This is a genomic window from Corynebacterium sp. HMSC11E11 (genome assembly GCF_001807025.1).
In the GTDB taxonomy this organism is placed as follows: Bacteria; Actinomycetota; Actinomycetes; order Mycobacteriales; family Mycobacteriaceae; genus Corynebacterium; species Corynebacterium freneyi.
The window spans coordinates 1-17907 of the sequence record NZ_KV787178.1; the positions used below are offsets into that span (position 1 = coordinate 1).

A 17907-nucleotide genomic window follows, 5' to 3' on the forward strand; every position below is an offset into this window, starting at 1 on the left:
CAGCCACCCGCACCCTCCCCCCGCAATCACACCCGCCCCACCCACACCACGCGGCACAATCACGGCTCGAACGACCGGAGTTAGACGACAAATGCAGCCACACGATTTCACATCCTGGGCATTTACCGACGCTCACCAGAGGCGAGGCTGCATTTGTCGAATTCGCCGCCCCGAAACAGCCCGGCAGACGGGGTTGACGGGCCAAGGGGGGCAAAACGCGGGCGGACGGGACACGCTTACGGCCGGCCCGGACATAAAAAGTCCCCCTACCTGCACTAACAGGTAGGGGGACCGTTGGCGGTGGCGGAGGGATTTGAACCCTCGGTTGGGGGTTACCCAACACTCGCTTTCGAGGCGAGTACCTTCGGCCGCTCGGACACGCCACCGCGAAAAAACATATCGAAGTCCCCCCTCAACGACCAAATCGCCAGGTCACGGGGCTTCCCGACGAGCACGCACGATCACGCCCCCCAACGTCGACCGCCGAACGGACCACGCCTTCCGACGAGCACGCACGATCACGTCCACTCCAACACCGACCGCCGAACGGACCACGCCTTGCGACGAGCACGCGGGATCACGTCCGCTCCAACACCGACACCCGACCAAGCCGCCGCACCCCAACACACGCAAAAACCGGGCCCCGCCTGACGCGGAGACCCGGTTCGAAGCGCTGCGAACTTACTCGTCGCCCTTGAGCTTGCCGAGGCCCTCGGTGACCTTGTCCTTGGCATCCTCGACGGCCTGCTTGGCGTCGGCCTTGACCTGGTCGCCCTTGCCCTCGTTGGCCAGGTCGTCGTTGCCGACCGCGTTGCCGGCGGCCTCCTTCGCCTTGCCACCGAGCTCGTCGGCCTTGTTCTGGAAGTTGCCCATGTCGTCCTCCTGGATTTTCGTTCCCGGTTTTCGTTCCGCGTTGTCGCTCCCGACTTTCGTCCCGGGTCGACGCTCGCGGATTGTTCCGTTGATTCTTCGTTTGAAGCTTCAACCACGACGATAAACGCGGTTCACGCCACATGCCAGGAAAGTACTCACCTCTTGGCCGAACCGTTACCGCACCGTCACCCCGTTACCGCACCGTCACCGCTTGCCGCGGAAAAACTCCGGCAGCAACTCGGCGCATTCGTCGGCGAGCACTCCCCCGCGCACGTGGGGGGCGAACGGGTGGGCGGGGTCGCGGACGACGTCGACAATCGACCCGCAGGCCCCGGTTTTCGGTGACCACGCACCGAACACGATCCGGCCGACGCGGGCCATGACGGCGGTGCCGGCGCACATGACGCATGGTTCGAGGGTCACCACGAGGGTGCATTCCTCCAGGCGCCATCCGTCGCCGTGTGCGTGGGCGGCGGCGCGGATGGCCAGGACTTCGGCGTGGGCGGTGGGGTCGGCGTCGGCTTCACGACGATTCGCCGCCTCCGCCACGACCGTCCCGTCGGGGCCGACGATGATCGCGCCGACGGGGACGTCGCCGGGTGGGGTGCGGCGGGCGACGTCGATGGCGGCGCGCATCCATTCTTCGTCGCGGACGTGGGTTTCGGGTCGTGGCAGTGCGCGGCCGTCAGTCGTCATCGTGGGCGTAGTCGATGTCCGGGTCGCCGACGTCGACGCCGGTTTCGTCGGCAAGCGCTTCGTCGAAGCCGAGCTCGGCCGCGATGGCGTGCAGTTGCTCGGAGGCCCACAGGGATTGGTCGTCGCAGATGACGGACAGCACGTCTTCGGGCACACCGAGGTCGGCGAGGATTTCCAGGTCGCCCTCGGGCCACGAGTCGACGTCGTCGAGTTCGTCTTCGTCGAGGTCGGGGATGTCCTCGTCGATTTCGTCCATGACGTCGGCGGCGATGTCGTCGGTGACCGAGGCGGTGGCGTCGGAAAGCAGTACGCGCACGCCGCCGGGCACGGGCCGCAGGAGGATGAAGTAGTCGTCGTCGATGTTGAGCATCGCGAACGACGCGCGTTCGGCGCGCAGGCGGCGCATTTGGGCGGTGGCGTCGGCCAGCGAGTCCAGCGCCTCGTCGCCGAGTTCGCGCACGGTCCACCCGTCGTCGCCGAGGAGGACGGCGACGGCGTAGGAACGGTCGTCGTCATCGTCGCGGTGGCCCTGGTCGGGGTCCGCGTGCCCCGGAAAAGTCGTGCTCATGCCACCCCAGGCTAGTCGTGGTGTGTCATCCTTGTCAGGTGACCATTGACTCTTTCGCCACGCCGACCTGCATTCTCGGACTCGGGTTGATCGGGGGTTCGTTGATGCGCGATCTCGCGGCGGCGGGTGCGCCGGTGTACGGGTGGAATCGTTCCGCGGCGACCGCGAACGCTGCGGCCGCCGAGGGGTTCGACGCGTCGACGGATCTTGCGGCGGTGCTGCGGCGGGCGCAGGAGGATCGGGCGTTGCTCGTCATCGGGGTGCCCATGTTCGCGGTGGGTGGCCTGCTGGATCAGATCGCCGAGCTCGCGCCGGATTGCGGCATCACGGATGTGGTGAGCGTCAAGCGCGCGATTCTCGATGAGGTCGAGGCGCGCGGGATGGGCGACCGTTACGTCGGCGCGCATCCGATGGCCGGTTCGGAGGAGTCGGGGTGGGAGGCGACTCGTACGGGGCTTTACGACGGCGCGGCGTGGGTCGTCTGTTTCGACCGGGCCGCCGAGGCACGCCGGGACGGGGCCGAGGTGCCGCGGCAGTGGACGAAGACGTTCCGCGATGTTGCGGCGTTGGGTGCGCTCGTGGGGTCCGAGGTCATTCCCGCGACGGCGGACGACCATGACCGTGCGGTGGCCCGGATTTCGCATATGCCGCACTTGTTGTCGTATGCGTTGGCGGTCGTCGGCGATGACGGCGGGCCGTTGACGTTGTCGTTGGCCGCCGGGTCGTTCCGCGACGGCACGCGGGTGGCGGGGGCGGAACCCGACATGGTGATGTCCTGGTGCGAGAACAACGTCGCCCCCGTCGTCGATGCCCTCGACGAGGTCATCGAGCTGCTCACCGCCGCCCGCGCCGAGCTCCGCGAGCGTGGCACGGCGGCGACGCTGGCCGACGCCGGTTTCCACGCCCACGGCCGGTACCTGGCGCGGGCGGGTTCGCGAAAGCTCGACGGTGGCGCGAAGTTGTCGTTGCGCCCGGTCATCCGCGTCAGCCCCGGCACCGGGGATTGGGTCGGCGACCTGGTGCAGGCCGAGGGGCTGGGCGGGCGGATCGACATCTTCTAGTCCCCGCTGCGGGCCACCGCCGCAGGCCGTCACCGCGGGCCGCCGCCGCGGGGCGCATGTGGGCCGGCGCATGCGCGAAAAATCTAAAAAAACAGAGAAAAAAATACTGACACCGTTTCCCGCGAGGTCTACGCTGGTGCCGTAACCGCCCGGGAGTCGGCGGCGGAGTTGCTTCGTACCGGCCTCGTACGGGCGACTCCGACGAAAGGACCCCCATGATCCGCGCCGCCATCATCGGCTACGGAAATCTCGGCCGCAGCGTCGAGCGCGTCATCGCCGATCAGCCCGACATGGAACTCGTCGGCGTGTTCTCGCGTCGCGACTCCCTGGACACGGACGCCAAGGTGCTGCCCGCGGCGGACGTCGACAAGCATGCCGACGACGTCGACGTGCTGTTCGTTTGCCTCGGTTCCGCCACGGACGTGCCGGAGCAGGCGCCGGCGCTGGCGAAGCTGTACACGACCGTCGACACGTACGACAATCACCGCGACATCCCGCGGCATCGCGCGGACATGGACGCCGCGGCTCGCGAGGGCGGCCAGGTGGCGGTCATTTCGACCGGTTGGGATCCGGGTTTCTTCTCCCTCGCCCGCGTGTACGGTGCGGCGGCGCTGCCCGGGTCGGACCAGATGACGTTCTGGGGCCCGGGCCTGTCGCAGGGCCATTCGGATGCGGTGCGCCGCGTGCCGGGCGTGAAGAAGGGCGTGCAGTACACCAAGCCGAATCCGGATGCCATCGCCGCCGTCAAGCGTGGGGAGGGCGGCGACCTGGACGCGAAGAAGTGCCACATCCGCCACTGCTACATCGTCGCCGACGAGGCCGACCATGATTCGATCCGCGAGGCCATCGTGACCATGCCGGATTACTTCGTGGGGTACGAGACCATCGTCGACTTCATCTCCGAGGAGGAGTTCGACCGGGATCACCAGGGCATGCCGCATGGTGGCACGGTGGTCACGCAGGGTCGGGCGGGCTCGTCGCGCCACGTCATCGATTTCACCCTGGAGCTGGAGCGCAATCCCGACTTCACGGCGGCCGTGCAGGTCGCCTACGGTCGCGCCGCGTACCGTCTGCGTCAGGCCGGCGAGAGCGGTGCCCGCACCGTCCTGGAGGTCGCGCCGTACCTGCTGTCTCCGACGCCGCTGGATGAGCTGGTCAAGAACGACGTGTAGGGGTTTCCCCGATGGAGAGGGGCCGTCGTCAAGCGTTTCCTGCTTGACGACGGCCCCTCTTTCGGTGTCCGCCGCCCCGGTGGCGGCGCCGGGTCAGCCGGCTTCGACGAGGCAAATGCCGCGTTGGTACTCCTCGACGGAATCGTAGGTGTCGGCGACGCCCCACTGGAACACCATCGTCGCCTCCGGTGCGCCGGCGTCCACGCACTGCGGGATGGCTCCCTCGTACTCCGCCTGCATGGGTCCGGGGTCGTCGTAGGTGGCCACGACCCGGTACGAACCGGGGGCGCCGCATTCGGTGCGGTACATGACATCACCGGCGGGCTCGGCGCACTCGCCGACCTTGATGCCATTGATGTTGCGGGACTTGTCGTCGCCCACCTTGGCCAGGCAAAACGCTTCGACCGGGCCATGGCTGTATGACAGCGCGTCCGTCGCCCCGGGGACGTCGACGCACCGTTGGCCCGAGGAATCACGGCGCACATGGAGAACCTCGAACACGGCGTCGGGGTCGTCGCAGTCGACGACCTCGGGGAAGTCGAGGGTGTCGATCCTCTCGCCGGCTTCGGCAAGCCTGACGACGCAATCGCCAACGGCCGGCACCGGGTCCGCATCCGAGCTCGAACCGGAATCGCGGTCGGAACCGCTGCCCGAGCCGGTGCCCGAGTCACTGTCCGATCCGTTGCTCGAGCCACCGCCGGAATCGGCGTCGGCGTCGGAATCGGAGCCGCTGCCGGAGCCGTCAGCGTCGTCCGTGTCCTCCGACGATTGTCCGGCGGTGACGATGTCATCGTCCGAGCCGAAGAACGTGGCGACCACGACGCCGCCGAGCACCAGCACGACCACCGCCGCGATGATGAGGATCGGCATCAGCGGCGACTTCTTCTTCCCCTGCTCCGGCTGCCCCTGGGGCTGCTCGCCGTAGGGGCCGTTCGGCATGCCCGGGCCGTTTCCCATGCCGGGGTAGCCCGGGCCGCCGGTGCCGGAGGGGCCGCCGGGCCCACCCGGACCGGCCGGCTCGCCGAATCCGCCTTGTCCGCCGGGGCCGCCCGCGTACGGGTTGGGTTGACCGTGGCCGCCGGGGCCTCCGGGGCCGGTCGGCCCACCGAAGCCGCCGGGGCCACCCGCGTAGGGGTTGGGCTGGCCATGACCGCCCGGACCGCCGCTTCCGCCATTGTTCCACCGTTGGTCATTCATGTGGCGAAAATTACAACGGGTGCGACGGCTTGTCAGCCCGGAGGACGCCGAATCCGGCGAATGTTCTCAAACGGTGACCAACCACGCGGCGGCGTCGTCAAGCAAATCCGACGACGCTAACACCCTCTGCCCAGGGGAAACTCCCGCCCGCGTCAGGAAACCTCGGCCAGGCACATGCCCTTGTCGTAATTCGCCGCCGAACTGAACCCCGTGACCGGCAGACCCCACTTGTAGTACTGCGTGGCCTCCGGCGCACCCAACTTCTCGCACGTGCCGGGCATGCCGGGCAGAGCCGGCTCATCGAAGGTCTTCGGATCCGGATCGAGGGCGAGCACCTCCAACGCGCCCGGCTCCCCACAGTCCGTGCGCAGGGCCGTGTCGCCCTCCATGGCCACGCACTCGCCGACCTCGATGTCGTTGATGTTGCGCTCGACGTCCTCGTCGACGCCCGCCAGGCAATACGTGGACACGTCGGCGTACATGAAGCTCAGCACCGTCGTCGCGCCCGGGACGTCGATGCACTTGACGTCCTCGGGCTTCTCGCCGATCGCCAGGACCCGGTACGCGGCTTCGTCGGATTCGCAGTCCACCGCGCCCGGCACCTCACCGCCCGAACCGTCGGCCTCGGCGACCGCGTCCTCCCCGATGCAGCTGCCCACGGCCACCGGGTCCTTCTTGAAGAAGAAAAACCAGCCGCCCGCCAGCACCACGCCGATCAGCACGAGGGCGACGATGCCGCCCCACGTCCCGCCCTGCTCCTGTTTGCCGTCCGTCATGCGATTGTCTTCCGTCATGCGATTCTCCCGCCGGTCGATCGATCGAAGTTTCGTGGCGAAAGACTACGCCGCGCGGGTCCCGACGTCCGGGCAAACGCAAAACCCCGGCAGGCGATGCCTGCCGGGGTGATCGTGCGCCCGAAGGGATTCGAACCCCTAACCTTCTGATCCGTAGTCAGATGCTCTATCCGTTGAGCTACGGGCGCATTTCCTGCGTTTGCCGCAACGCAGCTCGGGGCGGAGCCCGTGCCGCTGCAACGAACAAGAACATTACACCGGCGCCTCACGAAGCAACAAATTGCCTGGTCACGGGGCGAAAAAGCCGCGGCAAGCGAACATCGCCCCGCGCCCCGTTTTCCCGGGCCCCGTTTGCCGTGCCTAGTTCCGGGGCTCGGCTTCCCGGCGTCGCGTGCGCTCGCCGTCGGTGCGGAGGCGGTTTGTCGCGCGAACGCCGGTGCCGCGCGGAGCCCGCGTCGATGCTGGACGACGGTCGACGCTCTTTCCGTCCGCGCGTCCACGCGGCAGCGCCGGCGGATACAGCACCCAGTTGACCACCGGGATCTTGCCGATCACGTACATGACGAAACCGGCCATCGTGCACAGCAGCAGGTTGAGCAGGATGCGGACGTCGACTTCGGTGAACGAGCCGGAGCCGTGGGCGACGACGGCGTCGCCGAGCGGCGCGCCGACCATCCAGATCACCAGCGGGTGGGAGACGTAAATGGGCAGGGTGTTGCGGCCGATCGCGGACAGGATGCTCGACACGACCGGCATCTTGGTCAGGTGCACCGCGGCGACGATGGCGACGGGCACCGCCAGGATCACGCCGGTGAGGCGGCCGATGACGTGGCCGAGCAGGCCCGTCGTCGTGGCGTCGAGCACCCACCACGCCAGGTACGCGCCGACGGCCAGCGCCGCGACGGCGTAGGCGGTGAACGGGGAACGCACGCGATCCGGGTCGGCGACCTCGCCCAGGCGCAGCCACAGGCGACGGGCGTGCAGGCCGATCATGAACGCCGGCAGGTACAGGACGATGTGGCTGATCTCGTTGTACTTCTCGAACTCGTTGAGCCCGAAGACCCCGTACGCCAGGCCCGGCAAGAAGGACAGCGCCACCACCAGGGCGGGCGGCACCTTCCGCAGCCCCCATGCGATCAGGTTGAACACCATGAGGACGTACAGGAACCACAATCCGGGGTCGCCGACGACGACGGAGCGGAGGAATTGGCGCATCGTCTGGTAGCCGGGGTCGGAGATTTCCCGCACGACCGCCGTGATCGTCTTGAACGCCAGATACGGCACCAGCAGGAACCAGATGCGGCGGAGGAACAAGTCCGACAGTGACCGGGTGATCACGCGGTGGGCGAACAGGCCGGAGACCATGAAGAACAGCGGCATCCGGATCGGGTCGAGGACCTGGTAGACGGCCTTCCAGGTGGAGTCGCCGCCGCCGGGCACGGCGATGATCGAATGCAGCACGCACACGCCGATGATGGAGATGGCCTTGGCGGCATCGGCCCATTCGACGCGGTTCGAGCGGCCCGCGGGGGCGGCACCGGTGGTCGGAGTGGCGCGGTCAACCGGTTGTCCGTCGATTCGCGGCGATCCCTTCGAAACGTCGGGGCGGTGCATGGTGGAGATTCCCTTCGGAAAGTGGCGCGCTCCGATTCGGCGCCGTCGCGGTCGGGGTTGCATTGCCCGTGGCACGACGCGCGCGGTCACCCCATGGCCAAGAAACGGTAGCCCTCGACTGGGCCAGCATCAAACTAGGGTGGGGTCATGACTTCTCCGCCGATCCCCTCCCATCAAGTCGTCATCATCGGTGGCGGGCAGGCTGGGTTGGCTACGGCGTATTACCTGTTGCGCGCGGGTGTCGAGGTTCTGGTCCTCGATGATCAGGAGGGTCCGGGCGGCGCGTGGCGTCATGTGTGGCCGTCGATGACGCTGTTTTCCACGGCGGAATTCTCCAACCTTCCCGGCATTCCGATGCCCGCGTTCGACGGTTTCCCGCCGGCGTCGCATGTCATCGATTACCTGCGCAAATACGAGGACCGCTATTCCATTCCCGTGGAGCGTCCGGTGCACGTCACGCGGGTGGAGTTCCGGGACGGGCGGGACGGTTCTTCGCTTGACGACGGCTCGTCCCTTTCCGGTTCGACCTCGGAATCCGGTGCCGGGCGGTTCCTGGTTCACGCCGATGATCGGTCATGGGCGGCGGATCACGTCGTCGCGGCGACCGGCACGTGGTCGGCCCCGTTCGTACCCCATCTACCGGGTCGGTTCGTCGGAAAGCAGTGGCATTCGGCGAACTATCCGGGGGTGAAGCCGTTCCGGGGTTCGAAGGTGGCGGTGGTCGGCGGGGCCAACTCGGCGGCGCAGATCGCGGCGGAGTTGACGAGGGTCGCCGACGTCACCTGGTTCACGCGCCGGGAGCCGCAGTGGATGCCCGACGACGTCGATGGCCGGGTGCTGTTCCGTCGCAATCGGGAGCGAATGGTGGCGATTCTGCGTGGCGAGGAGGATCCGGGGCCGGATTCGCGGTTGGGCGACATCGTGATGCTGCCCGAGGTGCTCGCCGCCCGCGACGAGGGGCGATTGCGGGCGACGCCGATGTTCTCCTCGATGGACGAGCTCAACGGCGGTGGCGGCGCCGCCGGGTTCGATCATCTGATCTGGTGCACGGGTTTCCGGCCGGCGTTGGGCCCCGTGCGGTCGCTGCTGGATGGCCGCGAGCCGACGGTTCCGGGTCTGCATTTGGTGGGTTACGGCGATTGGACGGGGCCGGGCTCGGCGACGATCACGGGCCTGGGCCCGCATGCGAAGGCCACGGCGCGGGCGATCGCGGAGACCTACGGCAAGAAGGTGCGCTGAGCCCTCCCCTTCCCGTCACCGCCCCAGGCCGAGCGCCCGCGCGGTGAGTTCGACGGACCGGAGTCGGTCGTCGAGGCGGTTGGCCTGGTGGACGACGATGAGTTCGTCGGCGGTGGAGTACCGGCCGAATTCGGCGATCTGCTCCCGCACACGGTCCGGCGTGCCCACCGCGACGTGGCCGAACATGTTCTTGACCCGCATGCCCTGCGGGCTGTCCAGGATCATGTCGGCTTCCTCGTCGGTGAAGCGGCGGCCGCCGCCGAGCAGCGACCGCACCAGGCCACGCTGGACCGCGACCAGCTGGCGGGCCGCGTCTTCCTCGTCGTCGGAGGCGACGACGTTCATGGTGGCGAAGGCGTGCGGCTCCGACAGCACCTCGGAGGGCTTGAAGTTCTCGCGGTACACCTCCATCGCCTGCAGCATCGCGTCGGGGGCGAAGTGCGAGGCGAACGCGTACGGCAGGCCGAGCGCCGCGGCGAGCTGCGCCCCGAACAGCGACGAACCGAGGATGTACAGCGGCACGTGCGTCCCCTTGCCGGGGATCGCGTTGATGCCGGGGACGAGAGTTTCGTCGCCGAGGTAACCCTGCAGCTCCTGGACGTCCTGGGGGAAGGAGTCGGCGGAACGGGGATCGCGGCGCAGCGCCCGCATGGTGCGCTGGTCGGTGCCCGGCGCGCGGCCCAGCCCCAGCTCGATGCGACCCGGGTGGAGGTTCGCCAGGGTGCCGAACTGCTCCGCGATGGTCAGCGGCGAGTGGTTCGGCAGCATGACGCCGCCGGAGCCGAGCTTGATCTTCTCGGTCCGCGCGGCGATCGCGGCGATGAGCACTGCCGGCGCCGACGACGCGATGGACGGCATGTTGTGGTGCTCGGCGTACCAGATCCGCTCGTACCCGGCCTTTTCGGCGGTCTGCGCCAGGGCGATGGAGCCCTGCAGGGCTTCGGCGTGGGTCTGCTTTCCGCCGATGGTGGCCAGGTCGAGGATGGTCTCGGTGCGGATCATGATCGCTCCTCAGCGGGTCGGGGACACTGCTTTTCTGGGTCTGACCGGCACAACGCACCGACGCCGCCGTTTATTGCCACATCACCAACATCGGCCAGTGCGGCAACGACGGCGACCGCATCAACGGTGGCCCCGCATGCGAAAACCCCGGCACGCGAACACGTACCGGGGTCACATCGTGCGCCCGAAGGGATTCGAACCCCTAACCTTCTGATCCGTAGTCAGATGCTCTATCCGTTGAGCTACGGGCGCTAGTGGCGGAGGCGAGAGGATTCGAACCTCCGGCCCGTCGCAAGACAGGCAACTCCTTAGCAGGGAGCCCCATTCGGCCGCTCTGGCACGCCTCCGTGCACCACGGGGATTCTAGCCGAGCGCCGCCGCACGAGGCAAAAACCCTCCGACCGCACCCCGCACCCGGACCGATTCGGCCCCGCCCCTCCCTTGATTCGGCCCCGTCCCTCCCCGATTGGCCCCCGCCCGACACCCCCCGAAACACGGCGCCACCCCGGCGAACCACCGCCCGGCGGGCGTCGTAAAGCAACCGGACGCGTAAGGTTTTCGCCATGACCGGCAGCACCACCCCCGACCAGGACCGCCCGACGACCCGCGAAGATCTGAACCTGATCCCCTCGTACGTCCCCGGCAAAACCACGCCCGGCGCCCTGAAGCTGGCCAGCAACGAAATGACGCAGGGGCCGCTGCCCTCCGTGCGCGACGCCATCGTCGACGCCGCCGCCGGCATCAACCGCTACCCCGACATGGCCGCCGTCGACGCGCGCACCACCATCGCCGACCACCTCGGCCTGCCGACGCCCCACGTCGCCGTCGGCTGCGGCTCATCCGCCCTGTGCCAGCAACTCATCCAGGCGACCTGCACCGACGGCGACGAAGTCATCTTCGCATGGCGCAGCTTCGAGGCCTACCCCATCCTCGCCCGCGTCGCCGGCGCCGTGCCCGTCGCCGTCCCGCTCGACGCCGACCACCGCCACGACCTCGACGCCATGGCCGCCGCAATCGGCGACCGCACCCGCCTGGTGTTCATCTGCAACCCGAACAACCCGTCCGGCACCACCATCACCGCCGCCGAATTCGAGGCCTTCATGGCGAAGGTGCCCGCCAACGTGCTCGTCGCCCTCGACGAGGCGTACATCGAATTCGTGCAGCCCGCCGACGGCGACCGCGGCACCGGCGGGCGCGCCACCGGCGTCGACACCGCCAACGCCATCGACGCCGTGGCGAAGTACCCCAACGTCGTGGGACTGCGGACGTTTTCCAAGGTCTACGGCCTGGCGGGCCTGCGCATCGGTTACGTTTTCGGCGCCGCCGAGATCATCGAGGCGATCAACAAGGTGTGCATCCCGTTCTCCGTCAACGCGTTGGCGCAGGTCGCGGCGGTGGAGTCGCTGCGCGCCGTCGACGAGCTCGAGGCCCGCATCGCCGGCGTCCGCGACCAGCGGGTTCGCGTGACCGCCGCCATCAACGGCGCCGCGGGGGCCGAGGTCGTCGTCCCCGATTCGCAGACCAACTTCGTGTGGCTGCCCGAGGATCGGCTGGCGGCGCTGGCCGGGGTCGGTTCGCTTTCCGACGCCGACGTCGTCGATTCCCCGTCCTTCGGCGCTTTTTTGGCGGAGAAGGGCATCATCGTGCGGTTCTTCGGCGGCGAGGGTGTTCGCATCACCGTCACCGACGCGGCCGAGACCGACCGTCTCCTCGCCGCGCTGGGACTGTAGCGGCCGGGCGGTTGGCGTCGGCCCGCACGACCCTCGCCACCCCTTTGGCCCCGCACGAACCTGACTCCGCCCCACCGCCGCACGAACCTCGCCACCGGAACCACTCTGGCCCCACGTGCCCCAGATTCTGGAAAGTCGCCCGAAACGACTCAACCCGCCGCCACAAAAGCCCAGGTCGGCGGCAATCGCGGTGAGTCGTTTTGGGCGATTCGTCGTTATCTAACGAATTTGATGGGGCGCCGCCCCAGTTTCACCGCGACAAAAGTTGCGGTTGTGATTGCGGCGGCGGAGGTGACAGGTGGGGTTGCCGGACCAGAGGCCCTGCGGTCAGTTGGCGGCGCCGACCTTCCCGGACACCCCAGACGTGGGCCGCTCTGATGTCGACCTCCCCGGCGCGGACTCTTCCGGCGCGAGAGTCTCGGACGTGGGCCTCCCCGCCGGGGTCGACTCGGAGGTGGTTTCCTCCGACGACTCCTCCGACGGTGACTCTTCGGACGTGGCCTCCTCCGACGTCGATTCCTCCGGCGCCTTCACCGGAGAGGTCTCGCACTCCCCGCCACGCGGAGCATGACCCGCGATGGCCTCCGCCAGGGCGTCGAGCATCTCCCGGCCGGTCTCGTCGGTCGCATCCTCCGGGCGGGCGGCAATCGCCACGCCGACGACACCACCCTCGACGGGGATCGTGCCCAACTGGCGGCTCAGATAACCGCCCTCGTCGTCAGGCCCCCAACCGCCCTTGAACCGGGCGCCGTCGATCTGCCCCAACCCGTAGGACTGGTAATCGACGATCTCCCCCATCGCCTCGAGCACCGGCTCCGCACCATCGATGCAGCTCAGATTCGCCGCGAACGCCGCCTGATCCTCCAACTCCCACGGCGTGTCGCCCGGCGCGACCATCGCATCGAACTCGGTGGTGACGTCGCCGCCCTCCGCCAAAACCTCGTTGACCGCCGCGGCCGCATCATTCGGGCCGCCCATGGCCACCCACAGCGTCTCGGCGGCGTCGTTGTCCGACTCGGAAATCATCGTCGGCACCAGGCCAGCCACCCACTCGTTGTCGCGGGACGAGGCGATGGCGACGGGCACCTTCGACGTCGACCACGCCGCCACATCCGACACCTCGCCGGCGCTGACCGGCCCATCCTTCGACGTGGCGCCGGGCACCGCGAGGGCAATGGCGGCTTCACCGTCGAAACGCTTCGCAATCGCCTCCACCTCGTCGGCCAGCTCCGGATCCATCGCGCCGTCGATGGACCAGGCGGCCTCCTCGAGGGGTTCGGCGGGCCGGGCCGCCGGTTCCTCGGCCGACGCACACGACGCCGCGCACAGGGTCGCCCCCACCGCCACGGCCGTCACCGCACGGCGCGCCGCACTCCGCCGCACGCCTCGGTTCAGATTTCGGGTCACGTCCCCGGTCACGCTACGGGTCGGGTTCCGGGCCTCGTCCCCGGTCAGCTCTCGGGTCACGCTCCGGTTCAGATTCCGGGCCATGTCCGCCTCCCTGGTCATCGCCGACCGTCGTCCGGTCAAAGTCGGGCGGCCGGCGGGAAGCAGGCCGCGGGGACGTCGGGCGAGTCGTCGGCACGCGTTCGCCGCTCCGAGGATCGGGGCGGCGACTTGTGCGCGCCAACTTAGCAGCTGCCGCCCGCCGGCATGTGACGGTGCACGGCGGCGGCGATCTCGGTGAGCATCGCCTGCCCGGTCGCGTAGGTGCCGTCTGCGGGGCGGGCGGCGATGGCGACGCCGACCTCACCACCGTCGACGGCGATCGTGCCGAACTGCCTGACCAGGTACATCCCCGATTCGTCCGGGCCCCACCCGCCCTTGAACCGGGCCCCGGGGATCGTCCCCAGGCCGTAGCGCTGGTCGTCGGCGATGGCGCCCATCGCCTCGATGACCGGGCCCGCGCCGTCGAGGCACGTCAGGTGCGCGCCGAAACGGGCCTGGTTCGGCAGCGTCCACGGGGTCTGTCCGAAGGCGGTGTACTCAGGGCGGGTCCGCTCTGCGTAGATGGTCGTGGTCGCGTCGCCGCCGTCGCGAAGCACCGCCGTCGATGCGGCCGCCGCCGTCGCCGGGTCGCCGAGCCCCGCCCACAGCGTTTCCGCGGCGGCATTGTCCGACACGGTGATCGCGGCGTTGACGTTGGCCCGGATGGAGGCGTCGGCGGCACCGGCCTGGCGCACGGCGGCAATGGCGACGGGCACCTTCGACGTCGACCAGGCAACATCGGACTCGAGGTCACCGGCCACCTGCGGGGCACCAGCCTCACCGTCGGCTCCGGGGGACGGCGATCGCGACGCCGGCGTGGCCACCCCATGTGTCCAGGATGGCGTCGATTTCGGCGGCGAGATCCCCCTGCGCCGCGTCGTCCGGCATGTCGGGCGGCGTGGGATCGGGACGGTCGCCGTCGGCGGTGGGTGACGCGTGGTCGCCTCGGCCGCCGCTGCCTTCATCGTCATGCTTGACGACGGTGCCGCCGGGGAGCGTGCACCCGCCGAGCAGCAGGCCACCGGCCAGCACCACCGCGAGAGCCGAGCGTCTGAATTCCGGCCGGCCGACGCCCGGCTCCGCCCGCCTAGACAACGTGGACGACCGCGTTGTCGCCGCCCCTGCAGGTGACCACGTCGCCGTCGTCGGAGCAGTTCATGTCGTAACTCTTCTTGGTCACGGGGCTGTAGGCCGTGATGGCGCCGTCGAGCTCGCCGGTGTCCAGGTAGTGCTCGACCAGCGCGTCGCGCACGGCCTTGGTGAACGGACAGCTGGTCACGGACGTTCCCGCGTAGTACAGGTTCAGGTCACCGGGGTCGCCGGAACCGCCGCATTTCGTCCAATCGCCGGGAGCCGTCCACCCTTCGGCACGGGCTCTGGAGGTGGTGGTTGCGGTCGTCTGCTCCGCAGGGGCGGCGGTCGACCGCGAATCGGTGAGCGGTTCGGCGGACGGCTCGGCGCCCTCGTCGCCGCCGGACGTGAGGAAGTACCCCAGCGCACCGCCGGCGATGATGAGCAGCACCACCACGACGCCGATCGCGGCGATCAAGCCGCCGTTGCCGCCCCTCTTCTGCGGCTGTTGGTCCCCGCCGGGGTAACCGCCCGGCCCGCCGGGGTATCCGCCCGGACCACCCGGATAACCGCCCGAACCAGCGGCGTACCCGCCGGCCCCGCCCGCCGCTCCGTCGGCGAAGGGGTTGTCGGTGGGCGCGGCGCTCCACGGGTTGTCGTCGTATGCCCCGGGGGAGTTCGGCCAGACATCCCCGTCAAGGGGGTGCCACTGGGTGGTGGGGTCGTCGTCGGCCCCGTTGCCGTTGGGCCGATTATCGCCGAAAGGGCTGCTCATGGTGTTCGTGACTCCTCGCCGGACGTTCTGCGATGATTCTCGCACACGGCCCGGATGGCGCCACCCCGCCCACCCCTTGGGCCGGCGAGGGTGGGCATGAGCCGGCGAGAGTGGGCGTCGGCCGGGGCGGGTGGTTATGGGCCGGGGAGGGCGGGAGCGCCCGCCTCCTCCCCCGCCCCTGTCGCGGTTTAGCTGGACCCGAGGGACCCGAACGCGGCGGGCAGGGAGTTTTCGACGGTGATCGGGGTGCCGCCGTTTTCCTTGCGGAACGTGGGCCCGATCAGGGAGCCCATGCGGACGTAGCCGCCGTGCTGGTACTGGCCGAGTTCCTTGGGGGCGCGGTAGGTGAAGTCGACGACGACGGACTTCGACGGGGACACGGTGGGGTTGTCTTCGAACAGGCCGAGGAAGCCGCCTTCGGTCCAGGACAGGCGGACTTCCTGCATGCCGTTGCCGACGGGCACGACGGTGCGGTCGCTGGCCGGCACGACGTGGAGGGCTTCGCCGAGGGCGTTTTCCTTCATGCGGGTGACGGACACCAGCTCGAAGCCCTGCGGCATGATGTCGGCGAGTTCGCGGACTTTGCCGCCGTTGTCGTTGTTGCCGATGATTTCGATGCGGGTGGTCACCAGGCCGCCGGGGGTGACGGTGACGCCGCGGGTGACCTGCTTGTACACGGAGGCGCTCCAGATCCAGCCGCCGGTTTCGCCGAGGCGGATCTTGTCGGCGGGCGATTCGCCCATACCCGGCATGAGGGAGCCGAAGTCGGGGAGGACGGGATTGATCTGGGCGGTGGCCGGGGAGGCGGCGCCGATGGCCATGCCGACGGCGATGGCGGCGGCTGCGGCGGTGCGGGTGAGTTTCTTCACGGTTGCTCCTGTTTTTCGCGGGGCTTCTGCGTGGACGTGGCGTCCGGGTCGGTGGTTCGGGTTTTTGCTTTGCGACGCCCACCGGGTCGCGGTGGCGGGCGTCGCCCGGGTGCGGTGGGGTTACTTGGCGGAGCCGGTGTCGCCGATGTTCAGCGAGCCCCAGTCGATGGAGCCGGAGGAGTCGTTCCCGATGCCGGGCAGGTCGGGGATGATCGGGCGGGCCACGACGTTGACGGACGGGCCACCCTCGTCGACCTTGGTGGCGTGCGGCCAGGTGCCGCCGGCGGCGGAGACTTCCATGCCGGCGCCGGTCTGGTACCAGCCGGTTTCCTCGGGGGCGACGTAGGTGAAGTCGACGGACAGGGAGCCTTCGCCGATGGCGATGCGGCCGATGCCGTTGGCGTTGAAGTCGATGCGGGTGTCGCGCAGGCCGTCGCGCTCGACGCTGGTGTACTGCTCCTCGGTCAGCGTGGTTTCCTGACCGTCGGGGCCGTTGACGACGACGGAGTCGATCTGGAAGCCGGCGGGCATGACGTCGGTGATCGCCTGGACGCGCGCCTGGGACAGCAGGCCGCTCTTGCCTCCCTCGACCTCGACGCGGACGGTGATTTCCTCGCCCTGGACGACGTTCTGGGGGCCCATGACCTGCTTGAACAGCGCGGCGGAGTAGATGCCGGACTGGGAGACCTCGCCGAGCTGGGTGCGCTGGCCGGGCACCAGGGCGTCGGCGCCGGGGATGTTTTCGGTGGCGCGGGAGATGGCGTCGGTGACGCCGGTGACCTCGGGCAGGGTCGGCTGGGCGGCGGCGGTGGCGGCGGCGCCGATGAGCATGGCGGTGGCAGCCGCGCCGGCGATGGCCGTGCGAGCGGCGGTGCGGGTGATGGTGGTGCGCATGAGTGTCCTATCGGGTGGGGATGTTTCCGTTTGGAACGTCGAACAATCGCGCCCATACGTTACATAATTGGGGTGATTGTCACGACTTTCGAGGGTGAAATCGACTAAAACGGGGCTCGCACCCACGGTGGGCGTCGTCAAGCAACGCCCTGAAACAACGCCCTAAATCGAACCGCCGCCGTAACCCTCCAGCGAACCGAAGAGGTTCTCCGGAACGAGGCCGACATTGACGGGCACGCCGCCCTTGTCGCCGCCCGCGGTCTTCGGCGCCACCCCGGCGACGGTGCTCACGAGCATGGTGCCGCCATGCTCATAGTCGCCCGGCTCCATCGGAGCGCGGTACACGAAGTCGACGACGACGGACCCGCCCTTCTCTATGCGCGGATTGTCCCGGTACAGCCCCAGAAAACCGTCCTCGCTCCAGGAGACGACGACTTCGCGCAGCCCGTCGGACCCGCGCTCGACGACCTCGTACTCCTCCCCCGCCAGGACGTGCGCCGCCTGGCCGAGGGCGTTGTCCTTCATGCGCATCACCGACACGAGCTCGAAACCGGCGGGCATGATGTTGCGCAACTCGCGGACGAAGGTGTGGCCGCCGTTGCCCGCGACCTCCAGGCGCACCGTGACCAAGCCGCCCGGGATGACCCGCTGACCGGCGACGACCTGCTTGTTCAGCGTCGCGTCATAGACGGCGCCGACGAACGGCAGCGACAGGTTGGCGCGGCCCAACTCGGCGCGCTTGCCCGTGGACTCCGGCAGGCTCGGCAGGATCGGGCTCAGATCGGGCATGCCCGGAATCGCCTGGATGGCGCCCGGCGGGATGCTCGGCGAGCCCGCGGCGCCCGGCTGGGCCGCGGCGGGGGC

18 protein-coding genes and 4 tRNA genes are annotated in these 17907 nt (G+C 69.1%); 4 read left to right on the plus strand and 18 right to left on the minus strand.

Annotation, left to right across the window (positions count from 1 at the left end; all coding sequences use genetic code 11):
* Positions 1 to 295: 295 nt before the first annotated feature.
* From HMPREF3121_RS11885 to HMPREF3121_RS11900, 4 genes are all read right to left on the minus strand, one after another.
* A tRNA-Ser gene (locus HMPREF3121_RS11885) sits at positions 296 to 386 on the minus strand.
* A gap of 295 nt (positions 387 to 681) precedes the next feature.
* Positions 682 to 873, minus strand: coding sequence for a CsbD family protein (locus HMPREF3121_RS11890; RefSeq protein ID WP_070523859.1), 192 nt, complete (start codon positions 871 to 873; stop codon positions 682 to 684).
* Between the two features lie 204 nt (positions 874 to 1077).
* Complete coding sequence (gene tadA / locus HMPREF3121_RS11895) at positions 1078 to 1569, minus strand: tRNA adenosine(34) deaminase TadA (RefSeq protein ID WP_224371042.1); 492 nt, start codon at positions 1567 to 1569, stop codon at positions 1078 to 1080.
* On the minus strand, positions 1559 to 2137 hold the full coding sequence (locus HMPREF3121_RS11900; protein WP_070523865.1) for a tRNA adenosine deaminase-associated protein: 579 nt from the start codon (positions 2135 to 2137) through the stop codon (positions 1559 to 1561). The genes tadA and HMPREF3121_RS11900 overlap by 11 nt, the downstream gene beginning before the upstream one ends.
* A 38-nt stretch (positions 2138 to 2175) precedes the next feature.
* Between HMPREF3121_RS11900 and HMPREF3121_RS11905 the strand changes: the two genes are divergently transcribed.
* Together HMPREF3121_RS11905 and HMPREF3121_RS11910 are read left to right on the plus strand one after the other, a co-directional pair.
* Entirely contained in the window at positions 2176 to 3198 is a 1023-nt protein-coding gene (locus HMPREF3121_RS11905; protein ID WP_070523868.1) for a prephenate dehydrogenase, read from the plus strand.
* A gap of 215 nt (positions 3199 to 3413) precedes the next feature.
* Positions 3414 to 4370 (plus strand): diaminopimelate dehydrogenase, encoded by a 957-nt coding sequence (locus HMPREF3121_RS11910; protein ID WP_070523871.1) that lies wholly within the window; start codon positions 3414 to 3416, stop codon positions 4368 to 4370.
* Positions 4371 to 4463: 93 nt separating this feature from the next.
* Here HMPREF3121_RS11910 and HMPREF3121_RS12760 read toward each other — a convergent pair whose 3' ends face one another.
* The 4 genes from HMPREF3121_RS12760 to HMPREF3121_RS11930 all read right to left on the minus strand — a co-directional run bounded on the left by HMPREF3121_RS12760 (position 4464) and on the right by HMPREF3121_RS11930 (position 7975).
* Positions 4464 to 5567: an LppU/SCO3897 family protein gene (locus tag HMPREF3121_RS12760; protein ID WP_210387279.1), complete on the minus strand. Its 1104-nt coding sequence runs from the start codon at positions 5565 to 5567 to the stop codon at positions 4464 to 4466.
* Positions 5568 to 5719: 152 nt separating this feature from the next.
* Complete coding sequence (locus HMPREF3121_RS11920) at positions 5720 to 6361, minus strand: hypothetical protein (protein ID WP_070523877.1); 642 nt, start codon at positions 6359 to 6361, stop codon at positions 5720 to 5722.
* 115 nt (positions 6362 to 6476) lie between these two features.
* Positions 6477 to 6549 (minus strand) — tRNA-Arg (locus HMPREF3121_RS11925).
* A 172-nt stretch (positions 6550 to 6721) separates the two neighbouring features.
* The gene (locus HMPREF3121_RS11930) at positions 6722 to 7975 is read right to left on the minus strand and encodes an acyltransferase family protein (protein WP_070523880.1); all 1254 of its coding nucleotides are present in this window, start codon (positions 7973 to 7975) and stop codon (positions 6722 to 6724) included.
* 147 nt (positions 7976 to 8122) lie between these two features.
* On the opposite strand from HMPREF3121_RS11930, the gene HMPREF3121_RS11935 reads away from it, so the two are divergent.
* Positions 8123 to 9214, plus strand: a complete 1092-nt coding sequence (locus tag HMPREF3121_RS11935) for an FAD-dependent oxidoreductase (RefSeq protein ID WP_070523883.1) — start codon at positions 8123 to 8125, stop codon at positions 9212 to 9214.
* A 15-nt stretch (positions 9215 to 9229) separates the two neighbouring features.
* On the opposite strand, the gene HMPREF3121_RS11940 is transcribed toward HMPREF3121_RS11935, so the two are convergent.
* From HMPREF3121_RS11940 to HMPREF3121_RS11950, 3 genes are all read right to left on the minus strand, one after another.
* Positions 9230 to 10216: an LLM class flavin-dependent oxidoreductase gene (locus tag HMPREF3121_RS11940; protein ID WP_070523886.1), complete on the minus strand. Its 987-nt coding sequence runs from the start codon at positions 10214 to 10216 to the stop codon at positions 9230 to 9232.
* 179 nt (positions 10217 to 10395) lie between these two features.
* A tRNA-Arg gene (locus HMPREF3121_RS11945) sits at positions 10396 to 10468 on the minus strand.
* A gap of 3 nt (positions 10469 to 10471) precedes the next feature.
* Positions 10472 to 10563 (minus strand) — tRNA-Ser (locus HMPREF3121_RS11950).
* 216 nt (positions 10564 to 10779) lie between these two features.
* Here HMPREF3121_RS11950 and HMPREF3121_RS11955 point away from each other — a divergent pair.
* Positions 10780 to 11946 carry a histidinol-phosphate transaminase gene (locus tag HMPREF3121_RS11955; protein WP_070523889.1) on the plus strand — a complete coding sequence of 389 codons (1167 nt, stop codon included), beginning with the start codon at positions 10780 to 10782 and terminating at the stop codon, positions 11944 to 11946.
* A gap of 327 nt (positions 11947 to 12273) precedes the next feature.
* On the opposite strand, the gene HMPREF3121_RS11960 is transcribed toward HMPREF3121_RS11955, so the two are convergent.
* The 7 genes from HMPREF3121_RS11960 to HMPREF3121_RS12665 all read right to left on the minus strand — a co-directional run.
* Positions 12274 to 13353 (minus strand): hypothetical protein, encoded by a 1080-nt coding sequence (locus tag HMPREF3121_RS11960; protein WP_141743102.1) that lies wholly within the window; start codon positions 13351 to 13353, stop codon positions 12274 to 12276.
* A 224-nt stretch (positions 13354 to 13577) separates the two neighbouring features.
* Positions 13578 to 14195, minus strand: a complete 618-nt coding sequence (locus HMPREF3121_RS11965) for a hypothetical protein (RefSeq protein WP_141743103.1) — start codon at positions 14193 to 14195, stop codon at positions 13578 to 13580.
* A gap of 16 nt (positions 14196 to 14211) precedes the next feature.
* The gene (locus HMPREF3121_RS11970; protein WP_070523896.1) at positions 14212 to 14469 is read right to left on the minus strand and encodes a hypothetical protein; all 258 of its coding nucleotides are present in this window, start codon (positions 14467 to 14469) and stop codon (positions 14212 to 14214) included.
* Positions 14470 to 14521: 52 nt separating this feature from the next.
* Positions 14522 to 15280, minus strand: coding sequence for a flagellar basal body-associated FliL family protein (locus HMPREF3121_RS11975; RefSeq protein WP_070523898.1), 759 nt, complete (start codon positions 15278 to 15280; stop codon positions 14522 to 14524).
* Between the two features lie 188 nt (positions 15281 to 15468).
* Positions 15469 to 16149 (minus strand): hypothetical protein, encoded by a 681-nt coding sequence (locus tag HMPREF3121_RS11980; RefSeq protein ID WP_070523900.1) that lies wholly within the window; start codon positions 16147 to 16149, stop codon positions 15469 to 15471.
* A gap of 120 nt (positions 16150 to 16269) precedes the next feature.
* Positions 16270 to 17043, minus strand: a complete 774-nt coding sequence (locus HMPREF3121_RS11985; RefSeq protein ID WP_070523903.1) for a hypothetical protein — start codon at positions 17041 to 17043, stop codon at positions 16270 to 16272.
* A gap of 162 nt (positions 17044 to 17205) precedes the next feature.
* On the minus strand, positions 17206 to 17907 hold a 702-nt coding region (locus tag HMPREF3121_RS12665; protein ID WP_070523906.1), incomplete at its 5' end, for a hypothetical protein.